12 protein-coding genes are annotated in these 20,928 nt (G+C 41.1%); 6 read left to right on the top strand and 6 right to left on the bottom strand.

Translation table 11 applies throughout. The features are described from left to right. The first annotated feature begins 383 nt into the window (after positions 1 to 383). From PI95_RS21430 to PI95_RS21420, 3 genes are all read left to right on the top strand, one after another. Positions 384 to 803, top strand: a complete 420-nt coding sequence (locus PI95_RS21430; protein ID WP_039739074.1) for a carboxymuconolactone decarboxylase family protein — start codon at positions 384 to 386, stop codon at positions 801 to 803. A gap of 625 nt (positions 804 to 1,428) precedes the next feature. Continuing rightward, complete coding sequence (locus tag PI95_RS21425) at positions 1,429 to 3,993, top strand: two-partner secretion domain-containing protein (protein ID WP_052324766.1); 2,565 nt, start codon at positions 1,429 to 1,431, stop codon at positions 3,991 to 3,993. Between the two features lie 204 nt (positions 3,994 to 4,197). Next, complete coding sequence (locus PI95_RS21420; RefSeq protein ID WP_336507476.1) at positions 4,198 to 6,903, top strand: CHAT domain-containing protein; 2,706 nt, start codon at positions 4,198 to 4,200, stop codon at positions 6,901 to 6,903. A gap of 76 nt (positions 6,904 to 6,979) precedes the next feature. Here the strand turns inward: PI95_RS21420 and PI95_RS21415 are convergent, their stop codons facing one another. From PI95_RS21415 to PI95_RS21395, 5 genes are all read right to left on the bottom strand, one after another. After that, the gene (locus tag PI95_RS21415) at positions 6,980 to 7,642 is read right to left on the bottom strand and encodes a Uma2 family endonuclease (protein WP_039740458.1); all 663 of its coding nucleotides are present in this window, start codon (positions 7,640 to 7,642) and stop codon (positions 6,980 to 6,982) included. 45 nt (positions 7,643 to 7,687) lie between these two features. Then, on the bottom strand, positions 7,688 to 8,431 hold the full coding sequence (locus PI95_RS21410; protein ID WP_052324768.1) for a DUF928 domain-containing protein: 744 nt from the start codon (positions 8,429 to 8,431) through the stop codon (positions 7,688 to 7,690). A 67-nt stretch (positions 8,432 to 8,498) separates the two neighbouring features. Further along, complete coding sequence (locus PI95_RS21405) at positions 8,499 to 10,859, bottom strand: CHASE2 domain-containing protein (RefSeq protein WP_039739077.1); 2,361 nt, start codon at positions 10,857 to 10,859, stop codon at positions 8,499 to 8,501. Positions 10,860 to 10,879: 20 nt separating this feature from the next. Next, positions 10,880 to 12,103, bottom strand: a complete 1,224-nt coding sequence (locus PI95_RS21400; protein WP_039739078.1) for a DUF1822 family protein — start codon at positions 12,101 to 12,103, stop codon at positions 10,880 to 10,882. Beyond that, positions 12,100 to 13,671: a hypothetical protein gene (locus PI95_RS21395; RefSeq protein ID WP_039739079.1), complete on the bottom strand. Its 1,572-nt coding sequence runs from the start codon at positions 13,669 to 13,671 to the stop codon at positions 12,100 to 12,102. The genes PI95_RS21400 and PI95_RS21395 overlap by 4 nt, the downstream gene beginning before the upstream one ends. Positions 13,672 to 14,206: 535 nt before the next feature. On the opposite strand from PI95_RS21395, the gene PI95_RS21390 reads away from it, so the two are divergent. The 3 genes from PI95_RS21390 to PI95_RS21380 all read left to right on the top strand — a co-directional run bounded on the left by PI95_RS21390 (position 14,207) and on the right by PI95_RS21380 (position 19,138). Continuing rightward, complete coding sequence (locus PI95_RS21390; protein WP_039739081.1) at positions 14,207 to 16,948, top strand: hybrid sensor histidine kinase/response regulator; 2,742 nt, start codon at positions 14,207 to 14,209, stop codon at positions 16,946 to 16,948. 6 nt (positions 16,949 to 16,954) lie between these two features. Next, the gene (locus PI95_RS21385) at positions 16,955 to 18,163 is read left to right on the top strand and encodes a hybrid sensor histidine kinase/response regulator (RefSeq protein WP_039739082.1); all 1,209 of its coding nucleotides are present in this window, start codon (positions 16,955 to 16,957) and stop codon (positions 18,161 to 18,163) included. Positions 18,164 to 18,625: 462 nt separating this feature from the next. After that, positions 18,626 to 19,138, top strand: coding sequence for a L,D-transpeptidase (locus tag PI95_RS21380; protein ID WP_039739083.1), 513 nt, complete (start codon positions 18,626 to 18,628; stop codon positions 19,136 to 19,138). A gap of 168 nt (positions 19,139 to 19,306) precedes the next feature. Here the strand turns inward: PI95_RS21380 and PI95_RS21375 are convergent, their stop codons facing one another. Next, positions 19,307 to 20,905: an Hsp70 family protein gene (locus tag PI95_RS21375; protein ID WP_039739086.1), complete on the bottom strand. Its 1,599-nt coding sequence runs from the start codon at positions 20,903 to 20,905 to the stop codon at positions 19,307 to 19,309. Positions 20,906 to 20,928 lie beyond the last annotated feature (23 nt).

The following is a 20,928-nucleotide window of genomic DNA, read 5'->3' as shown; positions in this document are numbered from 1 at the left end:
AAGGGGAGACGCGAAGCGCGAACATAAAAAATACTCGTGGGTGGTTGCGGATCTACCTAACTTGCCTGTCCACATTTGTCGTGGGTTATTGCAGGGGGTTGCAGTGTCGGGTTGCAGTGTCGAAATAGCCCCAACAACCAGCAACAAACTTGCCCCGTCCTTTCAGGACGATTGCATTGGAAGAGGTACGAAGCCCCGACCAATGCCGTCGGACACGCAACCCCACACCCTAACCATGCAACCCTGTTTATGACTGGGAATGCTTGCTTCGTAGTCAGCGATTCATCGCTCAATTTTGTCAACAGTCCGAAAGCTTTTCCGACAAGTTTTCAAAATTAATTTGATAGACCGCTAGATTATACTGAAGCTTTTATTCTTTTATTATGTCTGACACGCAATCGACCAATCTACCCCCTGACCTTGCAGCCTTTGGTGATAGCTACGCCGAATTATTTGGTGAAGTGCCACCATTACCGAAAGCAAAATTCGAGTTTAGTAGTGAAATAGACCCGGAGGGATTGCGACTCGCGGAGAAATTTCGCGCTCACGCTTTCTACAACAAAACTTTCGACACCAAGACAACGCAATTAATGCTGTTTGGGATGCTGTTAGTTATGGGTGTCCCAGCCGCACACCACCATGCGATCGCCGCTCGTCGCGCCGGCGCCAGTTGGCAAGAACTGCATCAAGTCACCGAACTCGCATCAGCTGTCGTCGCTTTAGGTCCCTTCAACAATGGTAGCGCCATTTTAAACGAACTCCGCCACCAGGAAGGCGAACACAACCAACAAAGCAACAAGTAGTCAACGAAGAGGCAGAGGGGCAGGGAGCGGGGAACAGGGGAGAAGATCCAGGGGCGGGGTTTCCCCGCCCTTCACCTTATAAAAACATACCTACGCTCGTAGAGACGTTCCAGACCGAACGTCTCTACAATATTCCAGACCGAACGTCTCTACAATAAAGGTAAGGATTTCCCACCATTACACAAGTTTCGAGTTCAAAGGCTCATCCTTCGAGTTCAGAACATCAAGTTTCGAGTTCCGAACACGAATGTTGAGCCTCAGAACATCAAGTTTCGAGTTCCGAACACGAATGTTGAGCCTCAGAATATCAAGTTTCGAGTTCCGAACACGAATGTTGAGCCTCAGAACATCAAGTTTCGAGTTCCGAACACGAATGTTGAGCCTCAGAACATCAAGTTTCGAGTTCCGAACATGAAAGTTGAAGTTAATAGGGCGATCGCTCGCGGTGGATTGCACGCAACTAATATCTTATCCGGCGTTGACACACATATAGTAGAGACGTTCCGGTGGAACGTCTGTACATGTAAAAATTTGAAATTCATTTTCAGATTCCCCAACCCCATATTTCAACTGAGCGCCAAATAGCTGTATAGTCAATAAAAGCCTAGAGGAGCATCTCCAGTTTATGAAACTGCTTTTCATGCGCTTCTGGCTGATTCATGGCAGTGCGCTACTATTTTTATTTACTTCTCAACCAACAGTTGCACAAATTACCCCGGATGCAACCCTACCGATAAACTCCAGAGTCAGACAACAGAACAATGTAAACCTCATCGAAGGAGGAACAACCGCAGGAACAAATCTATTCCACAGCTTTGAGACATTTTCTATTCCTACTGGTGGTGTCGCTTTCTTTAACAATGCTCTAAATATTCAAAATATTATCAGTCGGGTAACGGGTAAATCTATTTCTAACATTGATGGTACAATCCGCGCTTTGGGTGCAGCAAACTTATTCTTGATTAATCCGAATGGAATCGTATTTAGTCAAAATGCCAAGTTAGATATCGGTGGCTCATTTTTGGCAAGTACTGCTAATGCCATCGAATTTGGCAATCAAGGCTTTTTCAGCGCTTCTAACCCAGAAGCACCTCTCCCCTTGCTGACAATAAATCCTTCGGCGTTGTTCTTCAATTCCTCTGCAACTGCACCAATTGAGGTTAACTCAGTTGCACCTTCACGATTAGATCCATCAAGCACATCCACCGCAAATGGTCTGCGTGTTCCAGATGGTCAGAATTTATCTTTAGTTGGCGGTGATATCAATATAAATGGTGGCGGATTATTTGCTTTTGGTGGTCGAGTAGAGTTAGGAGGATTTAGAAGTGCGGGAACAGTTAACTTAAATGGAAATGGCAGCAATCTGAGTTTAAGTTTTCCTGATGGGGTAGAGCGAAGTGACGTATCGCTGATCAATAATGCTAATGTGAATGTGCGCGGTCAAGATGCTGGCAGTATTGCGATTAATGCCCGAAATTTAAATCTGGCAAATCAAAGCCGGATACTGGCTGGGATAGCAGAAGGGCTGGGTTCAGCGAAAAGCATTGCCGGAAATATTGACATTAATGCACAAGCAGCAGTAAATGTTCAAAATGAGAGCCTTATTGATAATAGAGTACAAGAAAAGGCAATTGGACAGTCAGGTGATATTAACATTAACACCGGCTCACTATTTCTGGGCAATAATGGAAACTTGAATGCCAGCACCCGTGGAATCGGCAATGCTGGTAATATCACCATTAATGCTAAGGATACAGTTTCTGTTGATGGGGTGGGCAGTATTATTCCGAGTGCAGTATCTAGCGATGCCGAGGCTACAGCGGTGGGTAAAGCAGGTAACATCAGCATTACCACAGGGTCACTATCTCTGACTAATGGCGGTGTTATATTGTCCTTTTCTGGAAGCGGGGATGGTGGCAATATTACTGTGAATGCACGAGATACAGTATCTTTTGATGGAGTGGGCATCAATGGAAACGGCGATCCAGTGCGTAGCGGAGTATTCAGCGGTATTGTTTTACCTGAAGCCGTGGGCAAAGGAGGAGACATCAGCATCACTACTGGTTCCCTCACTGTCAGAAATGGAGCTGCATTTTCTGCCAGGACTTTTGGCAAAGGAGATGCTGGCAATATTACTATTAATGCTAGAGATGCTGTCTTATTTGATGGGGTGGGCAGAAGAGGACCAAGTGGTGCATTCACTATTGTGAGGGAAACAGCAGTGGGCAATGGAGGTGACATCAACATTACCACTAATGCCTTAACTGTGAGAAATAACGCTGAACTGAATGCTAGTAGTTCGGGACAAGGATCTGCTGGAGACATCAAAGTTGATTCTAACTTCATCCGGCTTGAGAATCAGGCAGGTATCTTAGCGACAACTGAATCTGGTAACGGTGGAAATATTACTTTAGGAATTCAAGACTTCTTGCTATTGCGTCGTGGAAGCCAAATCTCCACTAGTGCCGGTACTGCTGCTCTTGGCGGCAACGGCGGTAACATTAATATTAATGCCCCCAATGGCTTTTTACTTGCTGTCAAAAATGAAAATAGCGATATCAGCGCTAATGCTTTTGAAGGTTCTGGTGGCAAAGTGCAAATTCAAGCTTTTGGTATTTTTAATATCGAACAGCGTAGCCGAGAAGACTTAGTACGCCGCATAGGAAAAGACGATCCCCGCGAATTAAATGCTCAAAATTTACAGTCAAACGACATCACGGCAATTTCCCAGGAAAATGCGGCGTTGAGCGGACAAGTAAATATTATTACCCCTGAAGTTGACCTGAGTTCTGCGTTAGTGGAATTACCAGATGATATAAGCGATCGCTCTAATTTAATTGCTCAAGGTTGTCCGGCAAATCAAGGCAATAAATTTACAATCACCGGACGCGGAGGTTTACCACCTTTACCAACTGAAGCACTGCGTAGCGATCGGACTGCAACTGTCGAGTGGGTGACGCAGGGGGAGAGGGGGAGAGGGGGAGAGAGGGAGAGAGGGGGAGAGAGGGAGAGAGGGGGAATTACTAATTTAAGTGGCTCTAAGTTGCCAAATCAAATGGTAGCAGCTACTGGTTGGGTAATTAACAATAAAGGTGAGGTGACATTAATCGCCTCTGCACCCACAATACATACAAATAACTTTTTGTCAACGCCAGCTTGCCCGAATCAAGCACCCGTCAGTCAAGATTGAGGGATAAAGGAGATGAGAAGAAAACGGTGGCGATTTATTGTAGCGGTACGACGTTTTTTAAAGAATAAACTTCAAATTGCAGAAGTTAGGAAAAAAGGTAACAAAAAACCTTTTCTCCTCCCCCTTTCCCCTTTCCCCCTTCCCCTTTCCCCTTTCCCCCTCTTTCTAACAGTGTTATTTATCACTTGTTCAATTTCATCGCCGGTGTTTTCTCAAGTTGAACCCCCAAATGGTGAAGTATTGATTGAACAAGGTCGAAAAATGTATGAAGCTGGAGAGTTATCGACAGCGGTGATGATTTTGCAACAAGCAGCTTCTTCTTTGCGAACTCAAAAAGATAAATTAGGTGAAGCGATCGCTTTAAGTAATCTCTCGTTAGCTTTTAAGCAACTCGGACAATGGGAAAAAGCAGATCGAGCGATCGCTCAAAGTCTTTTAATCTTAACAACCTCACAAAATACTTTAAATTCGGCATCAGTTTTGGCGCAAACATTAGAAATTCAGGGAAATCTGCAATTAGAACTAGGTAAAGCAGAACTTGCTTTAGACACATGGAAACAAGCTGAAAATATCTATGCGAAAACAGGTGATGAAGTTGGCAAAACTCGCAGCCTGATTAACCAAAGCATTGCCCAACAAGCTTTAGGGCAATACATACAATCTCGGATGATATTAGAGGAAATGTACCCCCGTCTGGAGAAGCAACCAGACTCATTGGTTAAAGCTACTGCTTTACGCAGCTTGGGTGATGTGGTGCAATTGGTTGGTAATTTAGAACTATCCTTAAAAGTTTTGCTGAGAAGTCGGGACATAGCCGAAAAATTACAATCTCCTCCAGAAATAAGCGCCGCTTTGCTCAGTTTAGGTAACATTTACGCAGCTAATGGTAATAGAGAATCGCGGCTGGACGCAATAAGTATTGAAGAGTATACGCCCTTGCAGTATTTAACCAAATCTATCTTCACTCAAAATATAAAAGCTATCAAATTTTACCAGCAAGCAGCGCAATTTTACTCACAAGCCGCTACGATATCTACTTCACCGCTTGGACAAATCCAAGCACAACTAAATCATCTGAGTATGTTGTTGTCACTGCAAAAATGGTCGCAAGCACAACAATTATCGTCTGAGATACAGTTAAAGCTGAGGAAAATACCACCCAGCAAGACGGCAATTTATGCCCAAATTAACTTAGCTGAGAGTTTGGTATATTTAAAACAAGCTACCAATGCAGACATCCCATCCTGGAAAGAAATTGCTGAAAGTTTGGCAACAGCGATTCAACAAGCTAGAAGCATTGAGGATAAGCGTTCCGAAGCTTATGCGATCGGTGCGCTGGGTGGATTGTATCTGAAAACCGAAGATATAACGAACGCGCAGAAATTGACAGAGCAAGCTTTGATACAAGCTCAGGCAATTAAAGCTAAGGATATTGCTTATCTTTGGCAATGGCAATTAGGACAGATACTCAAAATTAAAGGCGATATCAGCGGGGCGATCGCCTTCTATACTCAAGCAGTAGATACCCTGAAATTTTTACGCAATGATTTGATTGCCCTAAATCCAGATGTGCAATTTAGCTTTCGAGATAATGTAGAACCTGTATATCGGCAATTAGTTGATTTACTCTTGCAACCAAAAAATGGGGAGTGGGGAATAGGGAATAGGGAATGGGGAAAGACAATAAAACAAACACATGAGGGTGAAGTCAAGACAAAAGGAGAAAGCACCACTCCCTACTCCCTACTCCCCACTCCCCAATTTTCAGTTAGTCAAGATAACTTAAAGCAAGCGCGGAATGTGATTGAAGCTTTGCAATTAAGTGAACTAGAAAACTTTTTTCGGGAAGCTTGTTTACAAGAGAAACCAAAACAAATTGATGACGTGGTTGACAAAATTGATTTGACAGCCGCAGTTATTTATCCGATTATTTTAAAAGACCGGATAGAAATTATCCTCAAGCTACCAAATCAAACTCAACTTAGCCACTACAGAACTGACGAACAAGCAAAAGAAGTTGAAAGTACGCTAGATAAATTAGGGCAATATCTCAAAGAACCGGACCGGATTAATGATGTTAAAAAACTCTCACAAAAACTGTATGAATGGTTGATTCAACCACTGGAAGCTGATTTAGCAAAGATAGACATGAAAACCTTAGTGTTTGTACTGGATGGTTCTTTGCGAAATATTCCGATGGCTGTTCTTTATGATAATAAACAGAAACAATATTTAATCGAAAAGTATGCGATCGCCTTAGCTCCAGGTTTGCAACTTATTGACCCCAAACCTTTGCAAGGTAGAGAATTAAATGTTTTAATTGCTGGAGTTAGCGAACAACGCGAAATCGAAGGTCGCTCATTTCCTCCGCTTAACAACGTGATAGTGGAATCAGAGAAAATTCACTCAACGATACCCAAAAGTCAAGAACTTCTCAATCGCACTTTTACTGAAAAAAATGTCCAAAATCGAATTAAAGAAGCACCATTTAGTGTAGTTCACATAGCGACTCATGGTGAGTTTAGTTCTAACGCCGAGAAAACCTTTATTCTCACTTGGGAACAGCTGTTGAAAGTAAAAGATTTTGATAACTTATTGCGGCTTCGTAATACAAGCGATCGCGCAATTGAATTACTTGTCCTCAGTGCTTGTCAAACCGCTAGTGGTGACAAGCGAGCTACCTTAGGTTTAGCAGGAATAGCCGTGCGAGCTGGTGCCCGCAGTACTTTAGCAACTTTATGGTCAGTAGAAGACGAATCAACTGCCGAATTAATGAATCAATTTTATCAAGAGTTAGCACAAGGCGAAGCTAAAGCCAAAGCTTTGCGTCACGCTCAACTTGCTTTATTAGCTAAATATCAAACTCCTTATTTTTGGGCACCTTATGTTTTAGTCGGAAATTGGCTTTAGATGGGCAATCGGTAATGGGGCATAGGGCATGGGGCATTGGGCAATTACCAATGCCCCATTACCCATTACCTTGATATTAAAGCGTATTTGGGTCGATTCCTTGCTGTTTTAATTTAAATAAAAGATTTTGCAATTGTTCTTCTGGTGTTGGATATCTGTTGCCATTTTGGTCATACCAATATAGCCATTCTCGCGTTAGTCCTTGATAGGTTCCTCTTGCGCGTCCAATACCTAAATTTATCTCAGGCATCCAGACTACATCGCCAGATTGTAAGATATATTGACCTTCAACTAGCCGATAAACTTCTAAACGTTGTCGCTTACGCCGCAGACGTGTAGGAGCATAAATGACATAATACAAAATGCCTAATTGGGCATAATCTACTTTCTTTTGTTCATATTCACCGTTATAAGTTTGGGAAACAACTTCTAAAGCTAAAATTGGTTCAATTCCATCTTCTTCCCAAAGAACATAACTGGAACGTCCATTTTCTTCGAGAAAACGTTCTACACCCAAACTAAGAAATCCATCCGGAACGATAGCAGGTTTACTTGGTGCATAATAAATTCCCATATTGATACCGAAAAACCAATCATCACGGTTTTGCCATATCAAAGCTAAGATAGCTAATAATAAATTAGGAATTAATATTTGCAGTTCGTTATCCACAGGTGTATCATCAGAATCAGGTAATTCTGCCGATGAAGGTAGGCAGTGTAATGGATTGTAGTTGAACATAAGCAGTCTGAAATCCTCTAAATCTCTACTCAGCGTCCTCATAGCTTAACGGTAGCTTTTCACTTCACCGACAATCGGTTGTTGGGCTAAATTCTCCAAGCCAACATCTCGCAACAAATTAGCCCAATCATTAATAAAGAGGGTATTTTTAGGTTCCGCAAAATGAAGTTTAGCTAACTCGGTCAAAGCTGAATACCAAATACCATTTTCAGCATAAATAGCAATGCGCGATCGCTTATCGTTAGCTGCTTGCAAGAGTCTCTCTAAATCTGGTTTGAGCGCTTCTCTTTCTACCCATCCATGCACAAATACTGGGTTAGATAAATTTTGCCGACTACAGTAAATTTTAAAGTACCATTGATAGCTTTTGTTAAGTTCTAAGCTGACTGTGGATGGTACGCTGAGGCTAACTATCCCTGCTGTTTCCGGCAGCTTAAAATAAGTTCGGTAAACATCATTGTTTGCTTCATCCTGCAAGGCAAACTCTCCCCCGGATGTATTACTAAACTGATAAGGGACAAAAAACCAAAACGTAGGATGTTCCTCAACCGTTAAACCGGGATTTTTAGCGGGTATTAAGGCAGTAACTGGCACTTGCACAGGTGGACATTCTCCCCGACTTCCCGTTCCTACCCTTCTGGAAGGTCTGCCTCGACTCGATCCATCTGCTTCTTTTTGATTAAAACGAATTTGTATATTAGATGAATCGAAATATGCCATGACTGGCATCATGTAGCTGATGCACAGCGATGTAAAAGTAATGGTAAATGCAATGATTGATTTTCTCATTAGTCATTGTCACCTAAAATATGAAAATCTCTCTTCCAAGCGTCCAAGCGTCCCTACTCCCTACTTTCTACTTTCTACTTTCTACTCCCCAGTTTTTAGTGTATACTGCGACAATTACACTACAAGCTAGGAAAACCAAGGCTGAGGGAACAAGCGGTATCCATATCCCTTGTATTAATATATAAAGGCAAACTCCATATAAAATAGCCAAACCGCAGGCGATCGCTATTCCTAAGTGTAATGGTGAGCGGAAGTACCAAGCAATCATACCTCCGCCAATAGACCAGCACCAGATCCAAATAACTTCACCCCATTTCGGCAAGACCGATAATAATGGTCTGCGATCCAACACAGCACTAAGAATCTGACTTACCATATGCGCTTGAACGACTATCCCTGACATCGGTTGGTAGGGCATTTTTTGGGCACTGTAGGGAGTAGACCAATAGTCATGATAACTTTCAGCTGTAGTGCCAATGATGACAATGCGATCGCGCAATAAATCTGGTGTGAGTTCATTGTTGAGAACTTGTTTAAGTGTAACTTGTGGAGCGATCGCAGGTGAGGAACGCCAGTTGAGCAGCACTTGATGACCTAAATTATCGATTCCATGATAACCCCCGCTGTTTGACTCTAAGTTTTTGAAGACGACATTGCCAAGCTGAAAGTTTTTTTCGGGATTAAGTTGTGGTATAATGCCAAAATCAGCCAAGTAACGGCTAGCTAAACGAAAGCTGAAGGATTTGTCGGTTAAACAAGGAAGTGCTGGTGCCATCGCCAATAATTGTCGGCGGATAACGCCGTCGGGATCGGTCAAAACATCACTAAAGCCTTGGCGTTGCACACTCACTTCTGGAGGTGGGGGGATACCAGGGTTTTTGTCATCTTCACTGGTTTTGCAGATTGCGAAAAAGCGATCGCTATTTTGCATTGTCTTGGCTAAAGAAGCATAATCTGCGCTGACTGGATTCTCGCGATAAATATCCAAGCCGATCGCTCGCGGTTCAAACTGTTCTAATTTTCTCACAACGAGTGCCAAAGTTTTGTCTGATAATGAAGCTCCACCTCTTTCTTTGGCGCTTTGTGTGCGAACATCAGCTTCGGTGATGCCAACCACTAAAATGCGTTGATCTTGTGCTTCATAAGGACGCGATCGCATGACATAATCGAAAGACTTCAGTTCTGACGACTGCAAAATCCCAAGCGATCGCATGGCGATTATCAAAGCGGTTACGATCAAGCTGACTTGAAAAGCGATCCGTAGAATACGACGATTTGGTGAGGATTTGCGCTTCGGAGCAACAATCGGTTTTTGCCAAACTAGCGGTGCTTCAGATGGATTTTGACACATCACAGGCAACCAACTAGCACAGGGAAACTCATTTTCTAAACCTTGCAACCTATCTTGTGCTTCTCGCACTGCCAAATAAAAAGACTCACCATCAGCAAATGCTGCGAGAAAATGCTTCAAAAATTCTTGTGCGACTAAATCCGGCACAGGTTCGCGCATGACAATCATTTGCGGAATCTGCAAAGAAGCTAAATTCCGCGCCAAGGAAAGCCCATCGCAGGAGTTAAAAATAGCTAAACGCAACCCGCGAGCGATCGCTGCTTTCAACGCATTTTTCAACTGAGGAACCGTCAGACAATCAGTTTTATTAATATGAATTCGCCCGGTTTCTCCATCAGTTTGAGTTGAACCATGTCCGGCAAAAAAGAGAATATCCCAACCCTGTTTATCCCACAGCCATTTATCTAACTCTTGTCGTTGTGGCTCTACGAGAAAAACTGTTTCAGCGCCTGGTAATTGTTCTAAAATTGCTCTATCTTTTTGGACATCAATTCCTTCACTATTGCCAATAATCGCTAAAATTCTTAACTTATCCCCTGGTTTTTTAGATAATGGCTTAACTCGTTCAATCTCCGCAGCACTGATGCCGACAATACTTGATTGATAATCTTCAAATAAATCCCACAGATGCCAAGGAAGCCGTTTTACTTCTTCGTCTTCTGTTGCCAAAATTACCCGAATTTCCTCATCAGGAGCTAATGTTGTGCGTAATTTTTGGTCAATATTGCGAAATGCCTCGGACTTCAGCCAAGTATTGATTCCCTGAGATAAATCATCACACAAATTAATAAAATCCACCGAAGAAATATTAGTTACGTCATCTTCATCTATTTCGATTTCTTCATCTTCTTTATTTACGTATTTCCGCCAACCCAAACTAGGATAAAGCGCTTCATAGAGCAACTGATAAAGTAACTGCCAACGCCTGTAGAGTTGCCAAAGCGACGATGCCGGTGGTAAGCTACCTGTAAATTGCATGGCAATGGGATTGCCTTCTTCCCATAGCTGAACTGTCACCGAGGGAAAGCCCCGCCTTAAATCACCTCTTCCCAAATTCAATACAACTAATTTACTCATGCTTGGAAATTAACCAGCGGTTAAAGCACAAAGTCTTCTTTAATACTGATATCACCAAAAGCTATTTTAATACTAAAAATTTTTCCTCGATGAGATTTAAATTTTTTTAATTGAATCAAATGATCGTGATTTCTTGATTGTACTTCCTGAAGAGTTTTCCCTGATTCCGAGAGCAAAACCAGTCTGAGATGGGGTGGCAAGTAAATTTCTTCATTTGCCGGATGCAGTTGCACGCGAATACTGATTTTTTCATCCAACTCTGATGTTAAACCCAGTAGCAGCACAACGGCAGTACCACCCAATTGCATCCCCAAATCAATCAACTTGGCTCCCTTAACACGCGGGTCGTTCAATGTCGCATCACTTCTAAATTGAATGGCTAAAGTCTTCTGTTGTGAACTCATAATGGCATCAAAAGACTGCCAACCCACCTCAAAGATATTTTCAAACCATTGGCTCAAATTATTTGCTAAAGATTGGCTGCATTCAACTTGATTGTTTTTTTGATTTTCTAGCCGTCGTTGATAGAGACGCTGCCGATATTCGTCCACTGCCAGTAGTGCTCCCCACATTTCAAAAGGTACATCTAAGCGAGGTGAATAAAACGTGAATTTACTTAATTGCTCTAATAATTTCTCTACTTGTGTACTTGATATCGATAAAGGTTCTACTTCTAGTTTCTCAACAGGGCAAACTTCTCGTGCTACCCACATCACATTCAAATCTGTAATTAAATCTTCTACATCCAAAGAGTAAGTTTGATCCAAAGAATCATATTTAGCTTCCTTCCTGATTTGTTGATGAGTTGCGTATCCCCATACCCCAAACCAGCGTTCTTCCAAGTTTAACTGCACAGCCAAATAATAGTTACCTGCCCAGTTAGGAATATCAACCCATTCTTGGGGAATCCGCAACTCTTGAAAATTACTTTTATCACTGGGAATTAGTACTAATTTAGTATCACCGATAGTTAGCATCGTGCCATTTACAACTTCCCAGACGCTGGCTAGTTGCTCGTCATCCAGCCAAACATTGACAGTTTCCCGCAAATCGGGGTCTTCTTTCAACCAAGCCAAAAAAATATGCAAAGACAGATTATTAAGGTAGGCATTCCAACTAGCAGTTGCATGAGAGTAAGACTTTAGTTTAGATAATCGCCATGCGTGTTCTTGTGCTTGGTCTGATATTTCTAACCATAATTTTTCTGGATAAATTACCATTAATTCATTCAAATCAGATGTCATCTTACTTCACCCTTATTAGCAACATAAAGTTTGCCTTTTATCCATTCATCAACCAAAATCTCTATTTTAGCTTCAACTAATTTTAGAGATGTTTTAGGTAAAATCATATTAATTTCTAATTCTTCCTGGAAACAATCTATTAAATTTTGTTTTATTTCTCGAAGCATATTAGATGCCTCAGATAAGTCAACAATCAACGGTTCTAGTCGTGGCTGTTTCAGCATATTTATTTCATTGGTCAGAGTTGAAAGCTTTTTTGAATGATTGCATTGTTCTTCAATTTTATCTAAAGTCGAGTATAACAAGTTTTGACAGAGCGACTGCAAGCACTCACCCATAGCGTCTTTTATTCGTTCAATATCTTTGTCATCATTTAGGCAAACTTCTGGGTTAATTTTCTGCCACTCATTAGCCAAGTCTTTTAAGAGATTTTTATTGTATCTTGCTAAGTGACGAGCCACTTGATATTGCTTTTGCAATTCCGGATACTTAGTTTTTAAAACTGCGACTATTTCAATTTGAGTTAAATTTAATCCTAGCAAAAGTTGAAATATTATTTGTCCGGCTTCTGGCATATTTGAAAATAACTGCCAGATGAGAGATTGGACTTGTTCTGATGCTTCTTGTTGCAAAAGTGTATCCCAAGGAGTAGGCATCAAGTCAGATATAGTATCATATTGTTCTAGAGGTAAAAAACGTTTGGTGCGGTAATCGCGAGCAGCTTTAATGCAAGTTGACAGCATATCTTGAATTTTATCTACTGAAGTTGCTGTAGAAGAATTTAGTTGATTTTGCCGTTGATTGTAGCGAAAAGTAATTTGGGTTAATTGTGTTTCACTTGGATATTTAAAATTCCTATTGACTAAGCTCTGGTTCGGTTGATAAATTTCATCTAAGCATTGCCAAACTAAGCAGTATGATAAAATTTGGTTATTGTTTATCCCTTGGTAAGTTAAAGCTTCTCGCAATTCTTTATTAGTTAAATGTTTTAACAAACCATAATCAGAAAATTTCTCTCTTTTTGCCTCTATATCTTGTCGATAAATTGTATTGCTGACAAAACGTACTAATGCAGTTTTAGCATAACCTTCTATATTGGTTTGCGGATGTTCTAAATTAAAATTTTTGAAAAGTTTAGCTGGAGGATTTGCAGCTGAATTAGCTATCTGAAAATATTCTTCTAATGGGTATTTGTGCCGGAGAAACTTAAACCTTTGATAAGTTTTTTGAGAAGCCCACAAACAAGCTTCTTGTAAGTAAGCTGATAAGTGTCTTCCCGCTATTGAAGAAGATGGAACAGAAGATTTGCCTGCGTTGGCTTGAATTTGTGTTCGTGTATCTTTTTTATTCTCTGCTTCTCTACTCTGCGAATGGGATACCTCTGTTAAAATTTTCAAAAAATATCGTGCCCAAAATTCCTTATTAGCTTCTGGTTCAGACTTGACTAAACGTTTTATATAACGCTCTAGTTCTGGATCTGTGTGCCAAATCAGGTTTCTAGCAATATTGGCGTTTCCAAAGCTCAGAAACGTCGAGAACTTTTCCACGATGTCTTCACGTTTTTTCATGAAGTTTCCTCTTGCTGGTTGTCAACGAGTGTTCATAACGTTGTGTCTGCGGTGGTTCTACTTCATTGATGGGAATCACCTGAGGTTAATTATGCACTTTTGAAAAGGGGAAAAGGGAAAAGGGAAAGGGGACAAGGGGGAGCAGGGAGCCGGGAGCGCTTCGGTGCAGAGTGAGAGGAATTTTTCCCCCATGCCACTAAAGATGACGGCAGGTGCTTCACTTGGGGAGCCACCCCGCCCTTGGGGGTTCCCCCCGTTGTAGGGAGTGGCGATTTGCTCCCAAGACCGCACTGCCTCCTCCACTTGGGGAGCCACCCCCGTGGGCGGGTTTCCCACGCCACTTGCCACAACGGGGGGAAAATACGCAAGGCAGTGGCTCGACTTGAGGGGAGTGGCGTGAAACCCCGCTCCCCGCACTGGCTCCCCTTCCCCCTTCCCCTTTGCCTCTTCCCCAATGCCCAATTCCCAATGTTAGATATTGAAATTTTCAAACTCAGTTTGGGAATTATATAGGTAAATAGCGCCAACTGATTAAATGAAAAGTATCGCCACCCGCACCCAGCTTGCCCAGAAAGTACCATTACGCCTTGTTCTGGTGGTTCCGTTTGTTTTGCAAATCTTTGCAGCGGTGGGACTTGTGGGTTATTTCTCTCTACGCAACGGACAAAAAGCGATTAATGATTTGGCGACTCAATTGCAAACCGAGGTCAGTGCCCGCATCGATCAGCACCTAGATAGTTACTTGGCTACTCCTTTTCAAATTAATCAAGTTAACCTCAGCAACCTCAAGTTAGGCTTGCTTAACCTGCGAGATTTAAAAGGTATGGGGCACTATTTCTGGAAACAAATGCAAGTGTTTGATGTGGGGTACATCGGTCACACCCTACCAAATGGGGAATATGCAGGGGCTGGATATTTAAAAGACTTCCACAATGTCACGATCGATCAACCTTCCCCCTACTCCAAAACTAAAGGCTACACCTACGCCACAGATAGCCAGGGAAATCGTACTAAACTGATAGATGTCTATGACTATGATGTTCTAAAAGACACTTCATCCAAAGATGCGATTAAAGCAGGCAAGCCCGCGTGGAGTAGCGTTTATCCTTGGGATGGCTTCCCTGACATATTAGCAATTTCTGCTAATTATCCTGTATATAACGAAACCCACACCCTCCAAGCAATCTTATGGGTTGATCTGCGGCTTTCCCAAATTAGTAATTTCTTGCGCCAAATAAAAATTAGTCGAAATGGCAAGACCTTTATTTTAGAACGTGACGGGCTGATAGTCGCAAGTTCCGCTACTGAGTCGCCTTACAAAATCGTAAATAAAGAGGCAAAACGCCTCAAAGCCACAGACAGTAAAGATATTTTAATTCGAGCCACAGCACAGCATTTAAACAAACACTTTGGCAATTTAAACAAAATCAAAGTTAGCCAGCACTTAGAATTTACTCTCAACGGACAGCGCCAATTTGTTCAAATTACGCCTTGGAAAGACAAATATGGTCTAGATTGGCTGATTGTCGTGACAGTACCAGAGTCTGATTTCATGGGGCAAATTAACGTTAATACACGCACTACTATTTTGCTTTGTGTATTAGCTTTATTGTTGGCTACGTTGCTAGGTGTTATTACCTCTCGCTGGATTGCGAAACCGATTTTCCGATTAATTCAAGCATCCGAGCAAATTGCTGCGGGAAACTTAGACTCGTCTATGGAAATTGTCGGGGTGAAAGAAATTAGTGTTTTGGCACAGTCTTTTAACAAAATGGCAGAACAATTGCAAGAGTCTTTCACGGAACTAGAAAATAGAGTTACAGAACGCACAAAAGAATTGAATTTAGCCAAAGAACAAGCCGAAGCTGCCAATCTTGCAAAAAGCGATTTTTTGGCAAACATGAGCCATGAATTGCGAACTCCTCTCAACGGTATTCTCGGCTATGCTCAAATTCTACAACGAGATAAAAGTGCTAGTTCTAAGCAACAGGATGGAATCAGTATTATCTATCAGTGCGGTTCGCATTTGTTGACGCTAATTAATGATATTTTAGATATTTCTAAAATCGAAGCACAAAAGTTAGAACTATATCCCACAGATTTTTATTTGGATAATTTTTTATTGGGAGTTCGAGAAATATGTAGCATTAAGGCAGAACAAAAAGAAATTGGTTTCGATTATCAGGCACTCAATCATTTACCTACAGCTATTCATGCTGATGAAAAACGTCTCCGTCAAGTGTTAATTAATTTGTTAGGTAATGCTATCAAATTCACGGAACGAGGTAGTGTAAGTTTTAAAGTAGGGGTAAATGGTAGTGGCAAAGAGCAATTATTAATTACCAAAATTCGCTTTCAAGTTGAAGATACGGGTGTGGGAATGACACCGGAACAGTTAGATAAAATCTTTTTGCCTTTTGAACAAGTAGGAGATAGCGCACACAAAGCAGAAGGAACTGGTTTAGGATTGGCAATTAGTCGCAAAATTGTAGAAATGATGGGCAGTCAAATTTATGTTGAGAGTACTTATGGAAAAGGTAGTAAGTTTTGGTTTGATTTAGATTTAATAGAAGCAACAGATTTAGTTAAGTTAGAAAAGACCAATTCGGAGCAACATGTAATTGGTTATCAAGGTGAAAGACGGAAAATTTTGATTGTTGACGATCGCTGGGAAAATCGTGCTGTTATTGTGAATTTGCTAGAGCCAATTGGTTTTAACTTGATTGAAGCAAATAATGGACAAAATGGTTTAGAAAAAGTTAGAGAATATCAGCCCGATCTAATTATTACTGACTTATCGATGCCTGTGATGAATGGCTTTGATATGACTCAATCTTTGCGTAATCTAGCGGAATTTAAAAATGCACTAATTATTGCTTCTTCTGCTAGTGTGTTCAGCTTTGATCGCCAAAAAAGTAGAGAAGCTGGCTGTAATGATTTTCTTGCTAAACCTGTGCAAGCAATAGAATTACTTGAGCAATTACAGCTTTATTTAAAGTTGGAATGGATTTATGAAACTAAGGATAACTCAGAATTAGTTACGGAAATTCAAAACACTTTTACTCAGGTGGATGAAATGGTTATCCCCCCAAGCCAAGAACTTACCAATTTGTATCAAGCTGCTAAAGGTGGTTATGTTTTGCGAATTACAGAGGAAGCTAATCGAATTAAGCAGCTAGACTCTAAATATACAGCTTTTGCTAACTCTGTATTAAAGTTAGCTGATGAATTTGATGATGAAGCGATCGCTAATTTAATTCAACCTTTTATCGAGTAATTTTTTATGATAGATACTCAACAAGATACTATTTTAATTGTTGATGATATTCCCACCAACATTAAAGTATTACTTGATTTTTTACATTATTCTAATTTTAGTGTGTCTGTAGCTAAAAACGGTGAAAGTGCCCTGAAAAAATCACAAGAAGAATTACCACAATTAATTTTGTTAGATGTGATGATGCCGGGAATTGATGGATTTGAAACCTGTCGTCGTCTAAAAGCTAACCCAAAAACTAAGGATATTCCAGTAATTTTTATGACAGCTCTTTCTGATGTGGTGGATAAGGTGAAAGGGTTGCAAGTAGGAGCAGTTGATTATATTACTAAACCTTTTCAGCATGAAGAAGTATTAGCCCGAATTAATGTCCATTTAGAATTGCGTAAAACTCAACTTAAGTTAGTACAGCAAGAAAAAATGTCTTCTTTAGGGCAATTAGTAGCGGGAGTTGCTCACGAAATTAACAACCCCGTCAATTTTATTGAAGGGAATTTACATTATGCTGCACAATATATTGAACAATTATTAAATTTGCTACATTTATATGAAGTTTATACCTGTGATTCTATCCCAGAAATTCAAGATTATTCCCAACAAATTGAACTAGACTTTATCAAACAAGACCTTTGCAAGCTGTTATCATCAATGACAGTGGGGACTGAGCGAATTCAAGAAATTGTGCGATCGCTACGAATATTTTCTCGCTTAGATGAAGCTGAACGCAAATCAGTGAACTTGCATGATGGCATTGATAGCACTCTGATGATTCTCAGCAGTCGTCTCAAACAAACTCAAAACTATCCAGAAATCGAAGTAGTTAAACAATACGGTAATTTGCCTTTAGTCGAATGTTATGCAGGGCTAATTAACCAAGTTTTTATGAATATCTTAACAAATGCCATCGATGCAATACAATCCTTTGTTAAAGAAAAAGGACAAATTAGAATTACTACAGAACTTACACCAGACGAAAAGAGTGTCTTAATTCGGATTGCCGATAATGGAGTAGGAATATCTGAGGATGTAAAACAAAAAATTTTTGACCAATTTTTTACCACTAAACCCGTAGGAAATGGAACAGGCTTAGGGTTAGCGATCGCCTATTCTATTGTAGTTGAAAAACACGGCGGTTCTTTAACTTGCCACTCTAAGTTAAAAGAAGGAACAGAGTTTATTATTACTTTGCCACTATATAGCAATCCGGAAAACTAATATCCCCAACTTATTGTGTGAAGTCGGGGATATATAGCGCTTCAAGGATTGAGTGAGGTTAAAGTATACCTCACCCCGATAAAGCTGTGCTTTATCTCCCCTCTCCTTTTTAAGGAGAGGGGTTGGGGAGCCAGTGCCGTGGTGAGGCAGCGCGGTCATGTTCGTTACCACGCCAGATGCAATTGTCAACTGCTATAAACCTCGATATTCTCAGGCAATCAAACCGGATTCCTATAGATAGAAATTACTAAACAGCGCTGCTATTACTTGAGAGTAGTGACTAATTAAAAAAGTTGCCTTACGATGAAATTATATAAAACTCATGCCGATTGCCGCAATCTTGAGGAATTTAAGTTAAAAGCTGAAAAATTCCTTGAAATTATATTTTGCATTCAGCGAATTATATTCGCTCTTGCATGGTGCAAAACATGAGTTGAAAAACTTAAATTGAGTATATTTGCTATGAAAAGTCTGATTTATTCTAACTGTTTGCGTACCTTAAAAGTATTGACTACTGGTGCTGCATTGACTTTGAGTTTTGTTACTATTGGGTCAGGTGAAGTTTGGGCAAAACCAAAAAGCCAAATAATTACACAACAAATCCAAACGCTACAACAATCTAATCAGCGCTGGATTCAAATTGACCTCTCAAAGCAACGTTTAACAGCTTGGGAAGGGGCAACACCTATGTATGCTGTTGCTGTTTCCACAGGCAAAAAATCTACCCCCACTCTCACAGGTACTTTTAAGATTCAATCCAAACACAAAAAAACTAGGATGCGTGGTGATGATTACGATATTCCTAATGTTCCTTATGCAATGTTTTACGACGGAAATTACGGAATTCACGGTGCAAACTGGCATCGAAAATTTGGCACTCCAGTTAGTCACGGATGTGTGAATGTGGCAGTAAATCATGCTAAATGGTTATTCAATTGGGCACCGGTGGGAACTTCTGTGGTTATACAGAGGTAGAGAGGGAGGGGGAGAGGGGGAGAGGGGGGGAGAGGGGACAAGGGGGACAAGGGGAGCCAGCGCCGTGCGGAGGTTCCCTCCGTTGAGGCGCCTGGCGTGGACAAGGGGGAAATCTGCTTTTTTCATCTCACCTATTACCCATTCCCCATTACCCATTCCCCATTCCCTCTAACTCAACTGTGCTACTAATTGATTTTCTAAGAGGGTTTCATGTGTGAATAAGTCTTCAACTGTGATTCGCAAGAAGCGTTGTTGATCGACTTGAAAAAGAATTTTGATGCGATCGCTTCCAGGATATCCTGGGGGTGTGAGTTGGGCTATTGTTCTGGCGCCGTCTTTATCGTTGAGGGGTTGGACGGTTGTTTGTATGTTATCCTGACGGCGGGTAATTAAGCGATCGCCATCAAAAAATACTTCAGTGCCGCCTGTTTCTGCTCCTAATTCCCCCATAATTAATTCTATGCTGGGCTGATTTTCTACAGAAGCGCCTAAAACTAATTCTACTGCCTGATTCATCGGGTAAGGCTGCCCCTCTTTGATGATAGGATGCCAGCTATGACGCTTGTTGCGTCGATCCCAATAGCGGATACCGTAACTATGGTAAAGAAAATCTTTGATTTCTACACCTTGGGCTAATTGTAAAGCACCTTGGGCGATCGCTTCAAAAGGACGTTCGCAACGAATTTTTTCTTCGCTAAAATACTGCTTTACCCAAGTTTGCACCGCTGGTAATTGGACTGTTCCACCAACTAATAAAACTGCATTTATATCGGCAATTTCTATTCCCTGGCGTCGCGCTTGCTGTAACAGTGTCGTCATCGATTCATCTAATAACTCAAAAAACGAGTGTTCTTTGAGAATCTTTTCTAAAGTATCGCGATTTAGTTCCAATTCGTAACTTTCAAATGTCTCATCATTAAAATAAACTTCGCTTCCTTGAGTTTGCGTTGAAAGTTGAATTTTTATCCTTTCTGCTAATCGCGTTGTCAAAGGACTTACCGCCAATCCTTGAGTTTGGGCAAAGTAATCTACCAACCAATTATCGATATCAGTACCGCCTAAATTTTGCCCTGCTTTCGCCAGGACGCGGGCAGTTTTTACCTTTTGTTTTGAATCTTCGGCTAAAGATTTATTACCCCATTTCAACAGAAAACCGACTGGTTTTTGAGTTCTTTGTACGCTTTTATCTAACTGTACCAAAGATAAATCTAAAGTTCCGCCGCCAAAGTCAATTACTAAAAGAATTTCTTCGTTTACCATCCCATAACCCAAAGCTGCGGCTGTGGGTTCATCTAGCATCCGCACAGATTCGACGGGAAGGGCTTGACAAACTTTTCCTAACCAATGACGATAAGCTTCAAAGCTATCTACCGGCACGGTTAATATTAAAGAATCTAACCCACCTTGCATTGGTGCTAATTGAGAAATCACTTCAGAAAGAAACCATTGCCCTACTTGCTCAAATGTGATATTTTGTCCATCAAGTTCGGGTAAGAAGCCTTGAATTTCTGCACCAATACCGCGTTTAAAGCTGCGGAAATATCGCGGTTCGCTACTTAAATCGAAACCGCGATCGCGCACTTGTTGCCCGACTAATACTTGTCCAATAGAAGCATCTTCAACATAAACCAAGCTGGGAATTAGTGGTGGGTTCAAACTTTGTTGAACTGACAAACCTGGTATAGTAAGGGTTTCTGCGCTGTTGGTTACAGGATTCCAACGAGCAATAACTGTGTTGCTAGTACCAAAATCGATTGCTATTGCCATAAAACGGGAAAGGGGAAAGGCGA

The sequence above is a fragment of the Hassallia byssoidea VB512170 genome (assembly GCF_000817785.2).
GTDB lineage: Bacteria > Cyanobacteriota > Cyanobacteriia > Cyanobacteriales > Nostocaceae > Hassallia > Hassallia carrinoi.
This window is presented reverse-complemented; position numbering and strand designations above follow the sequence as displayed.